Origin of the sequence: Streptomyces puniciscabiei, assembly GCF_006715785.1 — a bacterium.
Taxonomy (GTDB): domain Bacteria; phylum Actinomycetota; class Actinomycetes; order Streptomycetales; family Streptomycetaceae; genus Streptomyces; species Streptomyces puniciscabiei.
In genome coordinates, this window is sequence record NZ_VFNX01000001.1 from 5138329 (window position 1) to 5155791 (window position 17463).

The following is a 17463-nucleotide window of genomic DNA, read 5'->3' on the forward strand; positions in this document are numbered from 1 at the left end:
GCGAGGGGGCGCCTGAGAGCTCGGGGCGCTCGTGGCCTTGCCGGCACCCGTACTGTTCCATCCGTGAGCACCCTCGACCGCGCCCGCTGCAGTCTCAAGGCGCACCCCCTCGCGCTGGACGCGGCCATCGCCGCAGGCGTGCTGGTGTGCATGATCGCGGGATCCTTCGTGACCCCCAGGGGCAACAACGGTGTCACCTGGGGCATCCGCACCCCGGACCCCCTCAGCCTCCTGCTCATGCTGCTCGCCGCGGCCACGCTGGTCTTCCGCCGCCGCGCCCCGAAGACGGTCCTCACCGTCACCGGCGCCCTCTCCGTGATCGAGTGCGTCACCGGCGACCCCCGCGCCCCGGTCGCGATGTCCGCCGTGATCGCCCTGTACACCGTCGCCGCGACCACCGACCGCACCACCACCTGGCGCGTCGGCCTGCTCACCATGACCGTGCTGACGGCGGCCGCGATGCTCGGCGGCCCGCTGCCCTGGTACGCGCAGGAGAACATCGGCGTGCTCGCCTGGACCGGCATCGGCGCCACCGCCGGGGACGCCGTACGCAGCCGGCGCGCGGTCGTCCAGGCCATCCGGGAGCGGGCGGAGCGGGCCGAGCGCACCCGGGAGGAGGAGGCCCGCCGCCGGGTCGCCGAGGAGCGGCTGCGCATCGCCCGTGACCTGCACGACGTCGTCGCCCATCACATCGCCCTGGTGAACGTCCAGGCAGGGGTGGCCGCGCACGTCATGGACAAGCGGCCCGACCAGGCCAAGGAGGCCCTGGCCCACGTCCGCCGGGCCAGCCGGTCCGCGCTCGACGAACTGCGCGCCACCGTCGGACTGCTCCGCCAGTCCGGGGATCCCGAGGCCCCCACCGAGCCCGCTCCCGGCCTGAGCCGGCTGGACGAGCTGGCCGGCACCTTCCGCAGCGCCGGCCTGCCCGTGGAGGTGGCCCGCGCCGACCAGGGCGCCGAACTGCCCGCCGCCGTCGACCTGGCCGCCTACCGGATCGTGCAGGAGGCCCTGACCAACGTGCAGAAGCACGCCGGACCCGAGGCCAGGGCCGAGGTCAGCGTCGTACGGGTGGGGACGGACATCGAGGTCACCGTGCTGGACAACGGCGCGGGCGCGGCAGGCCGGCCCGAGGCCGGCGGCGGGCACGGACTGCTCGGCATGCGCGAGCGGGTCACCGCGCTCGGCGGCACCCTCACCACCGGGCCCCGCTACGGCGGCGGCTTCCGCGTCCATGCGATCCTGCCCCTCAAGACCCGTACGACGGCCCCGGGGGAGCCCGTATGACGATCCGTGTCCTGCTCGCCGACGACCAGGCCCTGCTGCGCAGCGCGTTCCGGGTGCTGGTCGACTCCGAGCCCGACATGGAGGTGGTGGGGGAGGCCTCCGACGGGGCGGAGGCGGTCCGGCTGGCGAAGGAGCAGGCAGCCGACGTGGTCCTCATGGACATCCGGATGCCGGGCACCGACGGGCTCGCCGCCACCCGGCTGATCAGCGCCGATCCCTCGCTGGCGGACGTACGCGTGGTCATCCTGACCACCTTCGAGGTCGACGACTACGTCATCCAGGCCCTGCGCGCGGGCGCCTCCGGCTTCCTCGGAAAGGGCAGCGAGCCGGAGGAGCTGCTGAGCGCCATCCGGGTCGCGGCGGGCGGTGAGGCCCTGCTGTCGCCGGCCGCCACCAAGGGGCTGATCGCCCGTTTCCTCGCCCAGGGCGACGACGACGGCCGCGACCCGGCCCGCTCCGACCGGCTCGGCGCGCTCACCGGGCGGGAGCGCGAGGTGCTGGTCCAGGTCGCCGGCGGCCACTCCAACGACGAGATCGCCGAGCGCCTCCAGGTCAGCCCGCTGACGGTGAAGACGCACGTCAACCGGGCCATGGCCAAGCTGGGCGCGCGCGACCGGGCGCAGCTCGTGGTGATCGCGTACGAGTCGGGGCTGGTCCGGCCGAGGATGGACTGATCTCCACCCTGGCGTACTGCGGATCTCCACCCTGGCGTACTGCGGGCGGAGTAGGGCCCGGATAAGGAAATGGACCCAGGGCTTACAAAAACGTGCTCTGGCGTGGCTCAGGGTGAGAGGGTCTGCCGCTCACAGATTGAGAGACCCTGATCCATGTCCTGGCTGTCGAGATTCAGCCTCCGGCAACGGGCCCTGATCGGCCTGATGTCGCTCGTCGCGCTCGTCTTCGGGCTGATCGCGATCCCCCAGATCAAGCAGCAGCTGCTGCCCACCATCAACCTGCCCATGGTGTCGGTGATCGCGCCGTACCAGGGCGCCTCGCCCGACGTGGTCGAGAAGCAGGTCGTCGAGCCGATCGAGAACAACCTGCAGGGCGTCGACGGTGTCACCGGCGTCACTTCCACCGCCAGTGAGGGCAACGCCGTGATCATGGCGTCCTTCGACTACGGCAACGACACCAAGCGGATCGTCTCCGACGTCCAGCAGGCCGTGAACCGGGCCCGTAACCAGCTCCCGGACGCCGTCGACCCGCAGGTCATATCCGGCTCCACCGACGACATGCCGACCGTGGTCCTCGCCGTCACCTCCGACAGGGACCAGCAGGCGCTCGCCGACCAGCTGGACAAGACGGTCGTGCCGACGCTGAAGGACATCGACGGCGTCGGCCGCGTCCAGGTCACCGGCGTCCGCGACCTGCAGGTCACCGTCACCCCGGACGACGCCGAGCTGGCGCGGGCCGGTCTCACCTCCGCCGCGCTCGGCCAGGCCCTCCAGGCGGGCGGCGCGACGGTCCCGGCCGGCTCCTTCGACGAGGACGGGGCCAACCGCACCGTCCAGGTCGGCGGCGGCTTCACCTCGCTGCGGCAGATCCAGGACCTCATGGTCACCGGCCAGGGCGGGGAGAAGCCCGTACGCCTCGGTGACGTGGCCACCGTCAAGGAGCAGCCGGCCCCCGCCGACTCCATCACCCGCACCGACGGCAGGCCCAGCCTCGCCGTCAACGTGACCATGGACCACGACGGCAGCGCGGTCACCATCTCGAACGCGGTCAAGGACAAGCTGCCCGGCCTGCGCGAGCAGCTCGGCTCCGGCGCGAAGCTCACGGTCGTCAGCGACCAGGGCCCCGCGGTGTCCAAGTCCATCAAGGGCCTGACCACCGAGGGCGCGCTCGGCCTGCTCTTCGCCGTCCTCGTCATCCTGGTCTTCCTCGCGTCGATCCGCTCGACGCTGGTCACGGCCGTCTCCATCCCGCTGTCCGTGGTGCTGGCCCTGATCGTGCTGTGGACGCGCGGCCTGTCGCTGAACATGCTGACGCTCGGCGCGCTGACCATCGCCATCGGCCGGGTGGTCGACGACTCGATCGTGGTCCTGGAGAACATCAAGCGGCACCTCGGCTACGGCGAGGAGCGCACGGACGCGATCCTGAACGCCGTGCGCGAGGTGGCCGGCGCCGTCACCTCCTCCACCCTCACCACGGTCGCGGTGTTCCTGCCGATCGGCCTGGTCGGCGGCATGGTGGGCGCCCTGTTCGGCTCCTTCAGCATCACGGTGACGGCGGCCCTGCTGGCCTCCCTGCTGGTGTCGCTGACCGTCGTGCCCGTGCTGTCGTACTGGTTCCTGCGCGCCCCGAAGGGCACCCCCGAGGACGCCGCCGAGGCCCGCCGCCGGGCCGAGGAGAAGGAGGCGAACAGCCGCCTCCAGCGCGCCTACGTCCCCGTGCTGCGCTTCGCCACGCGCCGCCGCCTGACCAGTGTCCTGATCGCGATCGTGGTCCTGGTGGTGACCTTCGGCATGGGCGGCCTGCTGAAGACGAACTTCTTCGACCAGGGCGACCAGGAGGTCCTCACGGTCAAGCAGGAGCTGAAGCCCGGCACCGGCCTCGCCGAGACGGACCGGCAGGCCAAGCGCGTCGAGAAGCTGCTCGCCGCCACCGAGGGCGTCAAGGACTACCAGGTCACCGTCGGCTCCTCCGGCTTCATGGCGGCCTTCGGCGGCAGCACGGACACCAACCAGGCGTCGTACCAGGTGATGCTCAAGGACTCGAAGTCGTACGACACGGTGCAAAAGCGCCTGGAGACGGGCCTGAAGCAGCTCAAGGGCATCGGTACGACCACGGTGTCGGCCGGTGACGGCTTCGGCAACCAGAACCTGAGCGTGGTGGTCAAGGCGTCCGACCCGCAGGCGCTGCGTACGGCAGCCGAGCAGGTCCGCTCCACGGTCGCCGGCCTGGACGGCGTCACCGACGTCACCAGCGACCTCTCCACGAGCGTGCCCCGCATCTCGGTGAAGGCGAACGCCAAGGCTGCCGCGGCCGGGTTCGACGACCAGAAGCTGGGAGCGGCGGTCGCCCAGGCGGTGCGCGGTACGACGGCGGCGAAGGCGGTCCTCGACGACACCGAGCGCGATGTCGTCGTGCGGTCGGCGAAGCCCGCGACCACGCTGGCCCAGCTGAAGGCGCTGCGCCTCGGCCCGGTGAAGCTGGGCGACATCGCCACGGTGCGGCTGGAGGACGGCCCGGTGTCGCTGACCCGGATCGACGGGCAGCGCGCCGCGACGATCACCGCCAGGCCGGCGGGCGACAACACGGGTGCGATCAGCACCAAGCTCCAGTCGAAGATCAAGGCGCTGAAGCTCCCGGCGGGCGCGAAGGCCGAGATCGGCGGCGTGACCTCGGACCAGAACGACGCGTTCAAGAACCTGGGCCTGGCCATGCTGGCGGCGATCGCGATCGTCTTCATGCTGCTGGTGGCGACCTTCCGCTCGCTGGCCCAGCCGCTGATCCTGCTGGTCTCCATCCCCTTCGCGGCGACGGGTGCGATCGGCCTGCTGGTCGCCACCGGCACTCCGATGGGCGTCCCGGCGATGATCGGCATGCTGATGCTGATCGGCATCGTGGTGACCAACGCGATCGTGCTGATCGACCTGATCAACCAGTACCGGAGGCAGGGCCACGGCGTCGTGGAAGCCGTCGTCGAGGGCGGCCGCCACCGGCTCCGCCCGATCCTGATGACGGCGCTCGCGACGATCTTCGCGCTGCTTCCCATGGCCCTGGGCGTCACCGGCGAGGGCGGCTTCATCGCCCAGCCCCTCGCGGTGGTCGTCATCGGCGGCCTGATCACCTCGACCCTGCTGACGCTCCTGCTGGTGCCGACGCTCTACGCGATGCTGGAGCTCCGCAAGGAGCGCCGGGCGAAGAAGCGGGCGGCCAGGAAGGAGCCGAAGATCCGGGAGGCCCTGGAGCCCGCGGGGGTCTAGACGGCCGACAGGTACGACGGCCGGGCGTCGCACGGGTGCGATGCCCGGCCGTTCGACGTGGTCGACCTCCTTGTGCACGGGCCAGGCGGCGCGCTCGGTCCGGGGGCGGTGGCGGCAGCCCTCGCGGGCTGTGTGAGCCGTACCTTCATCCGCTCCCAGGGTCTCAACGAGGAACGCCGGGCGGAGGTGCTGGGCACGCTGGTCGAGGCGATGGTGTCGGGAGCGGGGAGGAACTCGTCTGAGAACGTGGGCGGTTCGGAGGGCGAGCGCGGGGGTGAGCGGTCGCCGGTGCGCGGGTCAGAGGAAGTCCGTGGTCTCCAGCTCGAAGCCGAACGGTTCGGGCAGGGCGAGGGACTTGCCGAACGGGACGGTGGAGTGCTGGCGGTAGTCCTCGTTCCTGGGGTCGCTGAACAGCGTGACCGAGGAGGTGTCCCGGTCCACGAGGAGGTACAGCGGGATGCCCGCGCGGGCGTAGCAGTGGCGCTTGGCATCACGGTCCGCCGTGGGCTTGGTGGAGGTCACTTCCAGGACCATGGCGACGCCGTCGGAGGGCATCCAGGGGTCGGCGCCCCGGAAGAGCCGCAGCTCGCTGGGAGCGAAGGTGCCATCAGGAATCACGTGGTCCTTCGGGCAGCGGCCACCGCTCTTCAACTTCAGGCCCTTGTTACCGGAGAACTGCATGTCGGTCCGTGACCGCTTGATCACCTGGTTCAGGATCAGCCCGATGCAGTCCTCGTGGTCCCCGTCCGGCGGCGGCGTCACGACGATCTCCCCCTCGATCAGCTCGGCCCGGAAACCCTCTGGGGTGTCCAGGGCGAGAAAACCCTCGAGCAGGACGTCCGCCTGCGTGAGCGGCTCGTGCGCCATCGCGGTCATGTCACGCCCCTCCTTCGGTCGCTCGCCAGACTGGGACATCCGAAGATCACCTGTCCAAGAGATCGGGAACCGTTCCCTCGATCGTGGCACGAAAGGGGCGCCCCCCGACACCGGGAGGCGCCCCTGACATGCGCGATGTGCCGATGTGCCGTTACGGCAGCGCCAGCATCCGCTCCAGGGCCAGCTTGGCGAAGGCCTCGGTCTCCTGGTCGACCTCGATCCGGTTGACCAGGTTGCCCTCGGCCAGGGACTCCAGGGCCCAGACCAGGTGGGGCAGGTCGATGCGGTTCATGGTCGAGCAGAAGCAGACCGTCTTGTCGAGGAAGACGATCTCCTTGCCCTCCGGCGCGAAACGGTTCGCCAGCCGCCGGACCAGGTTCAGCTCGGTGCCGATGGCCCACTTGGAGCCGGCCGGGGCGGCCTCCAGGGCCTTGATGATGTACTCGGTGGAGCCGACGTAGTCCGCCGCGGCCACGACCTCGTGCTTGCACTCCGGGTGGACCAGGACGTTCACGCCCGGGATGCGCTCGCGCACGTCGTTGACCGAGTCCAGGCTGAAGCGGCCGTGGACGGAGCAGTGCCCGCGCCACAGGATCATCTTCGCGGCGCGCAGCTCCTCGGCGGTCAGCCCGCCGTTCGGCTTGTGCGGGTTGTAGACCACGCAGTCGTCCAGGGACATGCCCATGTCCCGTACGGCGGTGTTGCGGCCGAGGTGCTGATCGGGCAGGAAGAGCACCTTCTCGCCCTGCTCGAAGGCCCAGTCGAGGGCACGCTTGGCGTTCGACGAGGTGCAGATCGTGCCGCCGTGCTTGCCGGTGAAGGCCTTGATGTCGGCCGAGGAGTTCATGTACGACACGGGGACCACCTGCTCGGCGATGCCCGCCTCGGTCAGGACGTCCCAGCACTCCGCGACCTGCTCGGCCGTCGCCATGTCGGCCATGGAGCAGCCGGCGGCGAGGTCGGGCAGGACGACCTTCTGGTCGTCGGAGGTGAGGATGTCCGCCGACTCGGCCATGAAGTGCACACCGCAGAAGACGATGTACTCGGCCTCCGGGCGCGCGGCCGCGTCCCGGGCCAGCTTGAAGGAGTCACCCGTGACGTCGGCGAACTGGATGACCTCGTCGCGCTGGTAGTGGTGGCCGAGCACGAAGACCTTGTCGCCGAGCTTCTCCTTGGCCGCACGGGCGCGCGCGACCAGGTCCGGGTCGGACGGCGAGGGCAGGTCACCGGGACACTCGACGCCCCGCTCGCTCTTCGGGTCGGCCTCACGGCCGAGCAGCAGCAGGGCGAGCGGAGTCGGCTGCACGTCGAGTTCCGGGGTCTGGGCGGTGGTCACGACACGCACCCTTTCTACTTTTCGTCTAACTGACGCTATCTATCATAACTGGTTCACGTCAGTTTGACGATGGCCATAGCGTCGATGTGACGTGAATCCCGCTCCGGTCCCTCCACAGGCCGCTGTCGACCGCGGGGGGCATGTGCGAGCATGAAGGCGGAAGCAAAAAGGCGACAACGTGACTGCCCGGCCCGGAATGAATCCGCGGAAGCGCCGGTTGCACTCGTCGGCAAGCAGTCTCCGTACAACCCGGGAGAGATGTAGATGTCCGTATCGGACGAGACCACCACCGTCACCGACGGCATCATCCTGACCGACGCCGCCGCGGCCAAGGTCAAGGCCCTGCTCGACCAGGAAGGCCGCGACGACCTCGCGCTGCGCGTCGCCGTCCAGCCCGGCGGCTGCTCCGGCCTGCGCTACCAGCTCTTCTTCGACGAGCGCTCGCTCGACGGCGACGTGGAGAAGGACTTCGGCGGGGTCAAGGTCGTCACGGACCGGATGAGCGCTCCGTACCTGGGCGGCGCCACCATCGACTTCGTGGACACGATCGAGAAGCAGGGCTTCACGATCGACAACCCGAACGCCACCGGCTCCTGCGCCTGCGGCGACTCCTTCAGCTGAGCCGAGGGGTCATGGCCTGACGGCCTGACGGACCTGGAAAGGCGGCGGCCTCCTGTCGGGGAGCCGCCGCCTTCGTCGTGTCCCGGGGGCGTTAACGCGACTGCGCCGAAGTGTCCGGGTGCAGCGCGCCCGGCTCGGTCCGCGGGATCCGGTCGCCGTCGGCACCGACCACGGTCCGTCCGTCGAGGGGTGTGGACAGCTGGACGGTCTTCACGTACTCCTTGGCGATCAGCACACACACCTTGTCCGGCCAGGGGTGCTCGGTGACCGTCACCGCCACCCGCTCACCGGCCTCCTTCGCCGCCACCGTGTAGTCCGCACACACCCCGCCGTAGAAGCTCACGGTCAGCTCACGGCCCTCGGCCGAGTAGCCGGTGACCTTCACCGTCCGGGCCGTGGGTGTCCCGGACGGCGCCGGCGCCGAGGGTGTGGCCGCCGGCGCCAGGTACCGGGGATCCACCGCCGGATAGGCCACCGTGGCACCCTGGCCGACCTCGAACAGCCAGGACGGCACCAGCGTCCGCCGCCCCGCGACGGAGTGCGCGGCCAGCCCGAACACAGCCTTCCGCACGGTGACCGTGTCACCCTTCGGTACTCCCGTGGCCGCGCCGCAGGGCTGCTCCAGCCGGTTCTTCAGCGGCACCGGACTGGCGCAGCCGCCGATGCCCATGCGGTGGTCGCTCTTCGGCGCCGCGTTCATCAGCTTCAGCGTCTTCGCGGCGGTCAGCACGGGATACGTGTCGCCCTTCGCCGGCGCGCCGAGCAGCCCGTGCCCGCCGACCAGTTCCCCCTGCCGGTCCACGGTCAGGCCGGTCGTCCAGCCGTACGTCGGCAGCCCGCCGACCACCGGGTCGGCATTGACGACCCGCTGACTCCCCAGGACCTGGCTCGCGTCGATCTTCGCGTCGTCCAGCCCCGCCGCCTTCAGCACCGGCGCGGCCACCTCGGTCGCCTTCCGCACGTTCACCGGGGTGCCGGTCGGGCCCATCGGGTCGTGCGTGCACAGGACACCCTTCTTGCAGTCGTCGGTGCCCGGCACATACCGGCTGAACGTCCAGCTGCCCGGAGCGTCCCGGTTCACCGTCAGGCTCGGCCCGGAGCCGTCCTTGCCGCCGACCCGCCAGATCCGGCCGTCGGCGACCGGGGTGCCGTCGACGCCCAGCGCCTTGGCCAGCCGGGCCACCGCGTCCTTGCCGACCTCGCCCTTCGGCGCGTACACGGGCGCGGAGCCGGGACCGGCCGGCAGCTCGCCGTGGGCGACGTACCTCGCGCCGTACGGGTCCGGCTCGCCCGGAGCGATGCCGTTGCCGCTGCTCCAGCCGTCCAGGGCGAGCGGCGGGGGAGTGGCGCCGGCGCCGGTCGCGCCCGGTCCGCCCGTACGGCCGCCGGTGCCGCCGCTCGCCGCGAGATAGGCGCCACCGCCGCCGACCAGCAGCACGGCGGCGGCGACGGAGACGACGACGAGCCGCGACCGTCGCCGGCCGGCCGGCCCGCCCTCCGCGCCGTCGACGCCGAGATCGCCGGTGGCGTCGGTGCCGTCGGCGCCCTCCGCCGTGGCGGCCGACGGCTCAGGCTTCCCCGAGTCCGCGAAGCCCTCCTGGCTCCCGCCGCTCCCGCCGCTCCCCGCGCTCTCGGTGTGCTCGGAGCCCTCGGGGTGCTCGCGGTTCTCGGGTCGCTCGGTGTTCACCGCATCGCTCCTCGCTGGTCGTATCCCGCATCCCCCGCCTGGGGGACGGCGATGGGACGCGGGAGGGGAGCGTGCGGTTCCCTGCGCAATGCGCCCCGCGCGTCAGTCGCCGTAGTCGGACATCGCGTCCAGCAGCCGCGCGGACCGCGCCGGCACGGTCACCCCGTGGATCAGGGACGGCGGCACCGGCCCGGGCTCGGCGTGCTCGGGGACCGTCCAGTGCGGGGCCATCCGGGCGCAGTCGCCGCGCAGTGCGGCGAGGTCGTCCTCGGAGTCACTCCAGAGGCCGGCGGGGGCGGTGTGGCGGAACTTGAGGTTCGTCATGACCGCACGGTAGGCCTGCTGCGGACCGCGAAGAAAGGGCTACTATCGGGTAGTTTCGCCAGCTGCAGCGGGGACGGCCGAGCGGGTAGCGTGAACTGTCAACCCGCCCTCCCGTCTCCCACCACCGCCCTTCCAACGAGCGCTAACGCGCGCACCTTTTGATTCCGCAGGAGAATGCCGACGTGCGCATCGCAGTCACCGGCTCCATCGCCACCGACCACCTCATGACCTTCCCCGGCCGTTTCGCCGACCAGTTCGTCGCGGACCAGCTGCACACGGTCTCGCTCTCCTTCCTGGTCGACAACCTGGACGTGCGCCGGGGCGGCGTCGGCGCCAACATCGCCTTCGGCATGGGCCAGCTCGGCACCGCGCCGATCCTGGTCGGCGCCGCCGGCTTCGACTTCGACGAGTACCGGGCCTGGCTCGACCGGCACGGCGTGGACACCGACTCGGTCCGGATCTCCGAGACCCTGCACACCGCCCGCTTCGTGTGCACCACCGACGCCGACCACAACCAGATCGGCTCGTTCTACACCGGCGCGATGAGCGAGGCCCGCCTCATCGAGCTGAAGACCGTCGCCGACCGCGTCGGCGGCCTGGACCTGGTCCTCATCGGTGCCGACGACCCGGAGGCGATGCTCCGCCACACGGAGGAGTGCCGCTCCCGCGCGATCCCCTTCGCCGCCGACTTCTCCCAGCAGATCGCCCGGATGGAGGGGGAGGAGATCCGGATACTGCTGGACGGGGCGACGTACCTGTTCTCCAACGAGTACGAGAAGGGCCTCATCGAGACCAAGACCGGCTGGAGCGACGCCGAGATCCTGGCCAGGGTCGGCCACCGCGTCACCACGCTCGGCTCGCGCGGGGTGCGCATCGAGCGGGTCGGCGAGGACCCCATCGAGGTCGGCTGCCCCGAGGAGGAGCGCAAGGCCGACCCCACGGGTGTCGGCGACGCCTTCCGCGCGGGGTTCCTGTCGGGACTGGCCTGGGGTGTCTCCCTGGAGCGCGCGGCGCAGGTGGGCTGCATGCTGGCCACGCTGGTCATCGAGACCGTGGGCACGCAGGAGTACCAGTTGCGGCGGGGGCACTTCATGGAGCGGTTCGTGAAGGCGTACGGGGATTCCGCCGGCGAGGAAGTCCAGGCCCACCTGCGCTGACACGGTACTGGCGCTCGCGGGCGACTGTTCGTCCGCCTCGCGAGCGCCGTCGTCGGCTGCCGGACCCCCTTCAGCTCACCCGGCGTACCAGGTACGCCGTTCCCCCCTCCGCAGGCTCCTCCCCGACGTACTCCTGCCCCCGCATCTCGCACCAGGCCGGGATGTCCAGGCGGGCCGCCTCGTCGTCCGAGAGCACCCGTACGGTCCCACCCACCGGCACCTGCCCGAACACCTTGGCCAGCTCGATGACCGGAATCGGGCAGCGCTTGCCCAGGGAGTCGACGAGTACTTCCCCGCGGCTCTCCTGAGCGGCCGGAGCGGCGGGCGCGCCCAGCTTCTCCCGGACGCCCGCCACCACCCCCGGCAGCACCGCGAGGAACCGCTCCACGTCCTCCTCGGCCACCCCCATCGGCAGGGACACCCGGACGTTCCCCTCGCTCAGCACGCCCATCGCCCTCAGTACATGGCTGGGCGTCAGCGTGCTGCTGGTGCAGGAGGAACCCGAGGAGACGGAGAAGCCCTCCCGGTCCAGTTCGTGCAGCAGGGCCTCGCCGTCGACGTAGAGGCAGGAGAAGGTGACGATCCCGGGCAGCCGCCGCTCGGGGTCGCCGACGACCTCCACATCCGTCACGGCCTCCGGTACCCGCGTCCGGATCCGCTCCGTCAGCTGCCGTAGCCGTACCGCCTCCTGGGCCGCCTCGGCCCGCACCGCCCGCAGGGAGGCGACGGCCGCCACGATCGCCGGGATGTTCTCGAACCCGGGAGCCCGCCCGGACTCCCGCTCGTCGAGGGGCCCTTGGGCGGCGAACCGCACCCCCTTGCGTACGACGAGCAGTCCGACCCCGGACGGCCCGCCCCATTTGTGCGCACTGGCCGTGAGCAGCGACCAGTCGCCCTCGACGGGCCCCCACCCCAGCGACTGCGCCGCGTCCACCAGCAGCGGCACCCCGGCGCCCCGGCACACCTCGGCCACCTCGGCGACCGGCTGCGCGGTGCCCACCTCGTGGTTGGCCGACTGCAGGCACGCCAGCGCGGTGTCCGGGCGCAGGGCGGAGGCGTAGTCCGACGGGGTGACGGCTCCGGCCCGATTGACGGCCACTTGGGTGACCGCCCCCCCGTCCGCCTCGAACACCTCCGCCGCGTGGAGCACGGAGGAATGTTCGACAGCGGACACGACCAGGTGACGCCCGACCCGCCGCCGCCCGGCCAACGCCCCTGCGATCCCGCTGTGCAGGGCCCGGGTCCCCGACGACGTGAACACCACCTCGTCCGCCCGGCACCCCACGGCCTCAGCAGCCGCCTCCCGGGCAGCGTCCAGCAGCATCCGGGCCTTGCGTCCCTCCCGGTACAGCCGTGCAGGATCGGCCCACCCCTCATCCAAAGAGGCCAACAACGCCTGACGGGCCACGGGATGGAGGGGAGCGGCGGAAGCAGCGTCAAAGTAGGCCATACGGCAACGCTAAACCGCCGGTCAGGGCAGCGCCCCAAAGGGGCGCGGGGCTGTGACATCAGCGGCTCCGCCGCGGGGCGCGACCAGCCACAATGGACCCGCAGCCGCCAATCCAGCGAACCACCCAACTCAGTAGGCACCCCTCCCCGCGAACCCTCGGAGAGGGTGGGCTAGGGTTTGGTCCGCATAAACATCCAAACCCCTGCCCGACGCAGGGCGGCGACCGACCAGCGAGAAGAAGGCCGCAGCCGACCGCGCGGGCGAGACTCTCGGGAAGGCGCTACGTGAGTCCCAACGGCTCCGACCGCTCGCCGCGGCGCCCGATGCGGCGGAAGCTGCTGCAGGCACTGACCGCGGGCCTGGTCCTGGCGACCGCAACCGGTTGCACATACAAGGACTTCCCCCGCCTTGGCATGCCCACCCCGACCACGGAAGAGGCTCCGCGGATCCTCTCCCTGTGGCAGGGCTCCTGGGCTGCCGCGCTCGCCGTCGGCGTGCTGGTGTGGGGCCTGATCCTGTGGAGCGCCATGTTCCACCGGCGCAGCCGCACCAAGGTCGAGGTACCTCCGCAGACCCGGTACAACATGCCGATCGAGGCCCTGTACACGGTGGTCCCGATCATCATCATCTCGGTGCTCTTCTACTTCACGGCCCGGGACGAGTCGAAGCTGCTCAGCCTCGACAAGAAGCCCGACGTCACCATCAACGTGGTCGGCTTCCAGTGGAGCTGGGGCTTCAACTACGTCGAGAACGTCCCCGGTGTCTCCGGCGACGCCAAGACCGACAAGAACCTGGACGCCATTCCGGACCGGTTCAAGAAGGACTTCCCGGCGAACGCCGGCGGTGTCTACGACGTCGGCACCCCGGGCACGCGGAACCCACAGACGAACAACCCCGGTCCGACGCTCTGGCTCCCCAAGGGCGAGACGGTCCGCTTCGTGCTGACCTCCCGTGACGTCATCCACTCCTTCTGGGTGGTGCCGTTCCTGATGAAGCAGGACGTCATCCCGGGCCACACCAATGCCTTCCAGGTGACCCCGAACCACGAGGGCACCTTCCTCGGCAAGTGCGCCGAGCTCTGCGGTGTCGACCACTCGCGCATGCTGTTCAACGTGAAGGTCGTCTCCCCTGCGGCGTACCAGAAGCACCTCCAGGACCTCGCCAAGAAGGGGCAGACCGGTTACATTCCCGCCGGCATCGCGCAGACGAGCCACGAGAAGAACCGGGAGACGAACAACCTGTGAGCATCCTCAACGAACCCCAGGGTGCCGCGGCAGCTGAAGGCGCGTACGCGGACGAGCTGCCGGTCAGGCGCAAGCAGCCCGGCAATGTCGTGGTGAAGTGGCTGACGACCACCGACCACAAGACGATCGGCACGCTGTATCTGGCGACGTCGTTCGCGTTCTTCCTGATCGGTGGCGTGATGGCGCTGCTCATGCGCGCCGAGCTGGCCCGTCCGGGCCTGCAGATCATGTCGAACGAGCAGTTCAACCAGGCGTTCACGATGCACGGCACGATCATGCTGCTGATGTTCGCGACGCCGCTGTTCGCCGGCTTCGCGAACTGGATCATGCCGCTGCAGATCGGCGCGCCGGACGTGGCGTTCCCGCGGCTGAACATGTTCGCCTACTGGCTGTACCTGTTCGGCTCGACCATCGCGGTGGGCGGCTTCCTCACCCCCGAGGGTGCGGCCGACTTCGGCTGGTTCGCCTACTCCCCGCTGTCGGACGCGGTCCGCAGCCCGGGCATCGGTGCCGACATGTGGATCATGGGTCTGGCCTTCTCCGGCTTCGGCACCATCCTCGGCTCGGTCAACTTCATCACCACGATCATCTGCATGCGCGCGCCGGGCATGACCATGTTCCGCATGCCGATCTTCGTGTGGAACGTGCTGCTGACCGGTGTCCTGGTCCTGCTGGCCTTCCCGGTCCTCGCGGCCGCGCTGTTCGCCCTGGAGGCGGACCGCAAGTTCGGCGCCCACGTGTTCGACGCCGCGAACGGCGGAGCCCTGCTGTGGCAACACCTCTTCTGGTTCTTCGGACACCCGGAGGTGTACATCATCGCCCTGCCGTTCTTCGGAATCATCTCCGAAGTGATCCCGGTGTTCTCCCGTAAGCCGATGTTCGGCTACATGGGCCTGATCGCCGCGACCATCGCGATCGCCGGTCTGTCCGTGACCGTGTGGGCCCACCACATGTACGTCACCGGTGGTGTGCTGCTGCCGTTCTTCTCCTTCATGACCTTCCTGATCGCCGTACCGACCGGTGTGAAGTTCTTCAACTGGATCGGCACCATGTGGAAGGGCTCGCTGTCCTTCGAGACCCCGATGCTGTGGGCGACCGGCTTCCTGATCACCTTCACGTTCGGTGGTCTGACCGGTGTCATCCTGGCCTCGCCGCCGATGGACTTCCACGTCTCCGACTCGTACTTCGTGGTGGCCCACTTCCACTACGTGGTCTTCGGCACGGTCGTCTTCGCGATGTTCTCCGGCTTCCACTTCTGGTGGCCGAAGTGGACCGGCAAGATGCTGGACGAGCGCCTCGGCAAGATCACCTTCTGGACGCTGTTCATCGGCTTCCACGGCACCTTCCTGGTCCAGCACTGGCTGGGCGCCGAGGGCATGCCCCGCCGCTACGCCGACTACCTGGCGGCCGACGGCTTCACCGCCCTGAACACGGTCTCGACGATCAGCTCCTTCCTGCTCGGCCTGTCGATCCTGCCGTTCCTCTACAACGTCTGGAAGACGGCCAAGTACGGCAAGCCGGTCGGCGTGGACGACCCGTGGGGCTACGGCCGTTCGCTCGAGTGGGCGACGTCCTGCCCGCCGCCGCGGCACAACTTCCTCACCCTGCCGCGGATCCGCAGCGAATCCCCGGCGTTCGACCTGCACCACCCTGAGATCGCCGCGCTCGAGCAGCTCGCGCACAGCGGTCACGGCACCGCCATCGCGGGCAGCAAGGAGGCCGGCAAGTGAAGATCCAGGGTCGGATGTTCATCTGGCTGAGCGTCTTCATCCTGATCATGGCCATCGTGTATGGCGTGTGGTCGAAGGAGCCGGCCGGTACCACCGCACTGTTCCTGGCCTTCGGCCTGAGCGTCATGATCGGCTTCTACCTGGGCTTCACCGCCCGGCGGGTCGACGCGGGCGCCCAGGACGACAAGGAGGCCGACGTCGCGGACGACGCGGGCGAGCTGGGCTTCTTCAGCCCGCACAGCTGGCAGCCGCTCATGCTGGGCTTCGGCGGCGCGATCGCCTTCCTCAGCATCGCGGTCGGCTGGTGGCTGATCTACTTCTCCGCCCCGTTCATCGTGGTCGGTCTGTTCGGCTGGGTGTTCGAGTACTACCACGGTGAGAACCGCACCCAGTAGCACCCGAGTGCACGCACCGGAGGCCCGGACGCTCCTTCAGGAGGGTCCGGGCCTCCGGCTTTTCCACAGGCCACCCCGGTGCGGTCGTTCCTTTGCCGCAGTGTCGATCGCTCGTACGGGTTACTCACCGCGCCAATGGGGTCAGCGCCTCATAGCGTGATCGTATGAACCACACTCCGCGGACCCGCACCGTCGTCAGCTGCACCCTGCTGGTGACCGCGCTCGGCGCGGGCCTCACCGCCTGCAGTTCGGACGGCAACGCCCTGGCGGACAAGCCGTACGACGCGGCGGACCTGGTCTCCCTCAACGGCGACTCCGACGAGGGGAAGCGGGTCGACCCGGACAAGCCCCTGGAGATCACCGCCAACGGCGACGACCGCATCACCGACGTCACCGCCCAGGACTCCACAGGGCGCTATGTGGCGGGCGAACTCTCCGCCGACGGCAGCAGATGGCACAGCACGGCCCCGCTGGCCGCCAACGCCCACTACACGGTCACGGTGAGCACCGAGGACGACGACGACGCGCCCGGTCGCAAGGTCTTCACGTTCGACACCAGCAGGCCCACCAGCAGGAAGCGCCTGACCGTCACCTTCGGGCCGAAGTCGGGCCAGTACGGGGTCGGGCAGCCCATCACCGCCGAACTCGACCAGGCGGTCAAGGACAAGGCGCAGCGCGCCATCGTGGAGCGCGCCCTCCGGGTGGACTCCGCGCCGGCCGTGCAGGGCTCCTGGTACTGGGTGAGCGACAAGGAACTCCACTACCGGCCCCAGGAGTACTGGCCCACCCACGCCACCATCACGGTGCACAGCAACCTGGACGGCATCAGGATCAGCGACCGGCTGTGGGGCGGCCCGTCGAAACCGGTGAAGATCACCACGGGTGACCGGATCGAGGCCCTCACGGACGCCGCGGCGCACGAGCTGACGTTCTACAAGAACGGCGACGTGATCAAGCGGATCCCCGTCACCACCGGCCGGCCCGGCTACGACACCCGCAACGGCATCAAAGTCGTCCTGGAGAAGGCGTACGTCGTACGCATGCGCGGCACCACGATCGGCATCTCCGCGAGCAGCTCCGACTCCTACGACCTGAACGTCTACTACTCCACCCGGGTGACCTGGTCCGGCGAGTACGTCCACGCCGCGCCCTGGTCCGTGGGTTCACAGGGCTACGCCAACGTCAGCCACGGCTGCACGGGCATGAGCACCGGCAACGCCCAGTGGTTCTTCGCCAACATTCACCAGGGCGACATCGTCAGGGTCGTCAACTCCCGCGGCCACCAGATGGAAGACTTCGGCAACGGCTTCGGCGACTGGAACGTCGACTGGAAGAAGTGGCGCAAGGGCAGCGCCCTCGTCAACGACAAGCCGGACGCCCCCTCCGAGGCGGACACGGCACGTCTGCAGCCGACGGCGGTGTAGGCGCAC

Annotated in this window: 14 protein-coding genes; 9 read left to right on the forward strand and 5 right to left on the reverse strand. The window is 70.0% G+C overall.

Annotated features, from left to right (window positions below; genetic code table 11):
* The first annotated feature begins 63 nt into the window (after positions 1 to 63).
* From FB563_RS23785 to FB563_RS23795, 3 genes are all read left to right on the forward strand, one after another.
* Positions 64 to 1284 carry a sensor histidine kinase gene (locus FB563_RS23785; protein ID WP_142218882.1) on the forward strand — a complete coding sequence of 407 codons (1221 nt, stop codon included), beginning with the start codon at positions 64 to 66 and terminating at the stop codon, positions 1282 to 1284.
* Positions 1281 to 1958: a response regulator gene (locus FB563_RS23790; protein ID WP_142218883.1), complete on the forward strand. Its 678-nt coding sequence runs from the start codon at positions 1281 to 1283 to the stop codon at positions 1956 to 1958. Before FB563_RS23785 ends, FB563_RS23790 begins: the two co-directional genes overlap by 4 nt.
* A gap of 153 nt (positions 1959 to 2111) precedes the next feature.
* On the forward strand, positions 2112 to 5213 hold the full coding sequence (locus tag FB563_RS23795; protein ID WP_142218884.1) for an efflux RND transporter permease subunit: 3102 nt from the start codon (positions 2112 to 2114) through the stop codon (positions 5211 to 5213).
* Between the two features lie 297 nt (positions 5214 to 5510).
* Here the strand turns inward: FB563_RS23795 and FB563_RS23800 are convergent, their stop codons facing one another.
* Positions 5511 to 6089, reverse strand: a complete 579-nt coding sequence (locus FB563_RS23800) for a Uma2 family endonuclease (RefSeq protein WP_055709280.1) — start codon at positions 6087 to 6089, stop codon at positions 5511 to 5513.
* A 151-nt stretch (positions 6090 to 6240) separates the two neighbouring features.
* Entirely contained in the window at positions 6241 to 7425 is a 1185-nt protein-coding gene (gene nadA / locus FB563_RS23805) for a quinolinate synthase NadA (RefSeq protein ID WP_142218885.1), read from the reverse strand.
* Between the two features lie 264 nt (positions 7426 to 7689).
* Here nadA and FB563_RS23815 point away from each other — a divergent pair, with 264 nt between their 5' ends.
* Positions 7690 to 8046 (forward strand): iron-sulfur cluster assembly accessory protein, encoded by a 357-nt coding sequence (locus FB563_RS23815; RefSeq protein WP_028422454.1) that lies wholly within the window; start codon positions 7690 to 7692, stop codon positions 8044 to 8046.
* Between the two features lie 91 nt (positions 8047 to 8137).
* On the opposite strand, the gene FB563_RS23820 is transcribed toward FB563_RS23815, so the two are convergent.
* Positions 8138 to 9733 carry a hypothetical protein gene (locus FB563_RS23820; protein WP_142218887.1) on the reverse strand — a complete coding sequence of 532 codons (1596 nt, stop codon included), beginning with the start codon at positions 9731 to 9733 and terminating at the stop codon, positions 8138 to 8140.
* Between the two features lie 102 nt (positions 9734 to 9835).
* Positions 9836 to 10057 (reverse strand): hypothetical protein, encoded by a 222-nt coding sequence (locus FB563_RS23825; protein WP_055710484.1) that lies wholly within the window; start codon positions 10055 to 10057, stop codon positions 9836 to 9838.
* Between the two features lie 182 nt (positions 10058 to 10239).
* Here FB563_RS23825 and FB563_RS23830 point away from each other — a divergent pair, with 182 nt between their 5' ends.
* Positions 10240 to 11214, forward strand: coding sequence for a carbohydrate kinase family protein (locus tag FB563_RS23830; RefSeq protein WP_142218888.1), 975 nt, complete (start codon positions 10240 to 10242; stop codon positions 11212 to 11214).
* A 70-nt stretch (positions 11215 to 11284) separates the two neighbouring features.
* Here the strand turns inward: FB563_RS23830 and FB563_RS23835 are convergent, their stop codons facing one another.
* Positions 11285 to 12664: a cysteine desulfurase/sulfurtransferase TusA family protein gene (locus FB563_RS23835; protein ID WP_142218889.1), complete on the reverse strand. Its 1380-nt coding sequence runs from the start codon at positions 12662 to 12664 to the stop codon at positions 11285 to 11287.
* 284 nt (positions 12665 to 12948) lie between these two features.
* Here FB563_RS23835 and ctaC point away from each other — a divergent pair, with 284 nt between their 5' ends.
* The 4 genes from ctaC (at position 12949) to FB563_RS23855 (ending at position 17457) form a co-directional block, all read left to right on the forward strand.
* Positions 12949 to 13908, forward strand: coding sequence for an aa3-type cytochrome oxidase subunit II (ctaC, locus tag FB563_RS23840; protein WP_055706855.1), 960 nt, complete (start codon positions 12949 to 12951; stop codon positions 13906 to 13908).
* On the forward strand, positions 13905 to 15638 hold the full coding sequence (gene ctaD / locus FB563_RS23845) for an aa3-type cytochrome oxidase subunit I (RefSeq protein WP_142218890.1): 1734 nt from the start codon (positions 13905 to 13907) through the stop codon (positions 15636 to 15638). Before ctaC ends, ctaD begins: the two co-directional genes overlap by 4 nt.
* Positions 15635 to 16033: a cytochrome c oxidase subunit 4 gene (locus FB563_RS23850; RefSeq protein WP_023551358.1), complete on the forward strand. Its 399-nt coding sequence runs from the start codon at positions 15635 to 15637 to the stop codon at positions 16031 to 16033. The genes ctaD and FB563_RS23850 overlap by 4 nt, the downstream gene beginning before the upstream one ends.
* Before the next feature lie 164 nt (positions 16034 to 16197).
* The gene (locus FB563_RS23855) at positions 16198 to 17457 is read left to right on the forward strand and encodes a L,D-transpeptidase (RefSeq protein ID WP_142218891.1); all 1260 of its coding nucleotides are present in this window, start codon (positions 16198 to 16200) and stop codon (positions 17455 to 17457) included.
* Positions 17458 to 17463 lie beyond the last annotated feature (6 nt).

Excerpts from the sequence above, each read along its gene's own strand:
- FB563_RS23855 (WP_142218891.1), top strand. The coding sequence starts at position 16,198 with ATGAACCACACTCCGCGGACCCGCACCGTCGTCAGCTGCACCCTGCTG.
- FB563_RS23790 (WP_142218883.1), top strand. The coding sequence starts at position 1,281 with ATGACGATCCGTGTCCTGCTCGCCGACGACCAGGCCCTGCTGCGCAGC.
- FB563_RS23825 (WP_055710484.1), bottom strand. The coding sequence starts at position 10,057 with ATGACGAACCTCAAGTTCCGCCACACCGCCCCCGCCGGCCTCTGGAGT.
- FB563_RS23795 (WP_142218884.1), top strand. The coding sequence starts at position 2,112 with ATGTCCTGGCTGTCGAGATTCAGCCTCCGGCAACGGGCCCTGATCGGC.
- FB563_RS23815 (WP_028422454.1), top strand. The coding sequence starts at position 7,690 with ATGTCCGTATCGGACGAGACCACCACCGTCACCGACGGCATCATCCTG.
- FB563_RS23835 (WP_142218889.1), bottom strand. The coding sequence starts at position 12,664 with ATGGCCTACTTTGACGCTGCTTCCGCCGCTCCCCTCCATCCCGTGGCC.
- FB563_RS23800 (WP_055709280.1), bottom strand. The coding sequence starts at position 6,089 with ATGACCGCGATGGCGCACGAGCCGCTCACGCAGGCGGACGTCCTGCTC.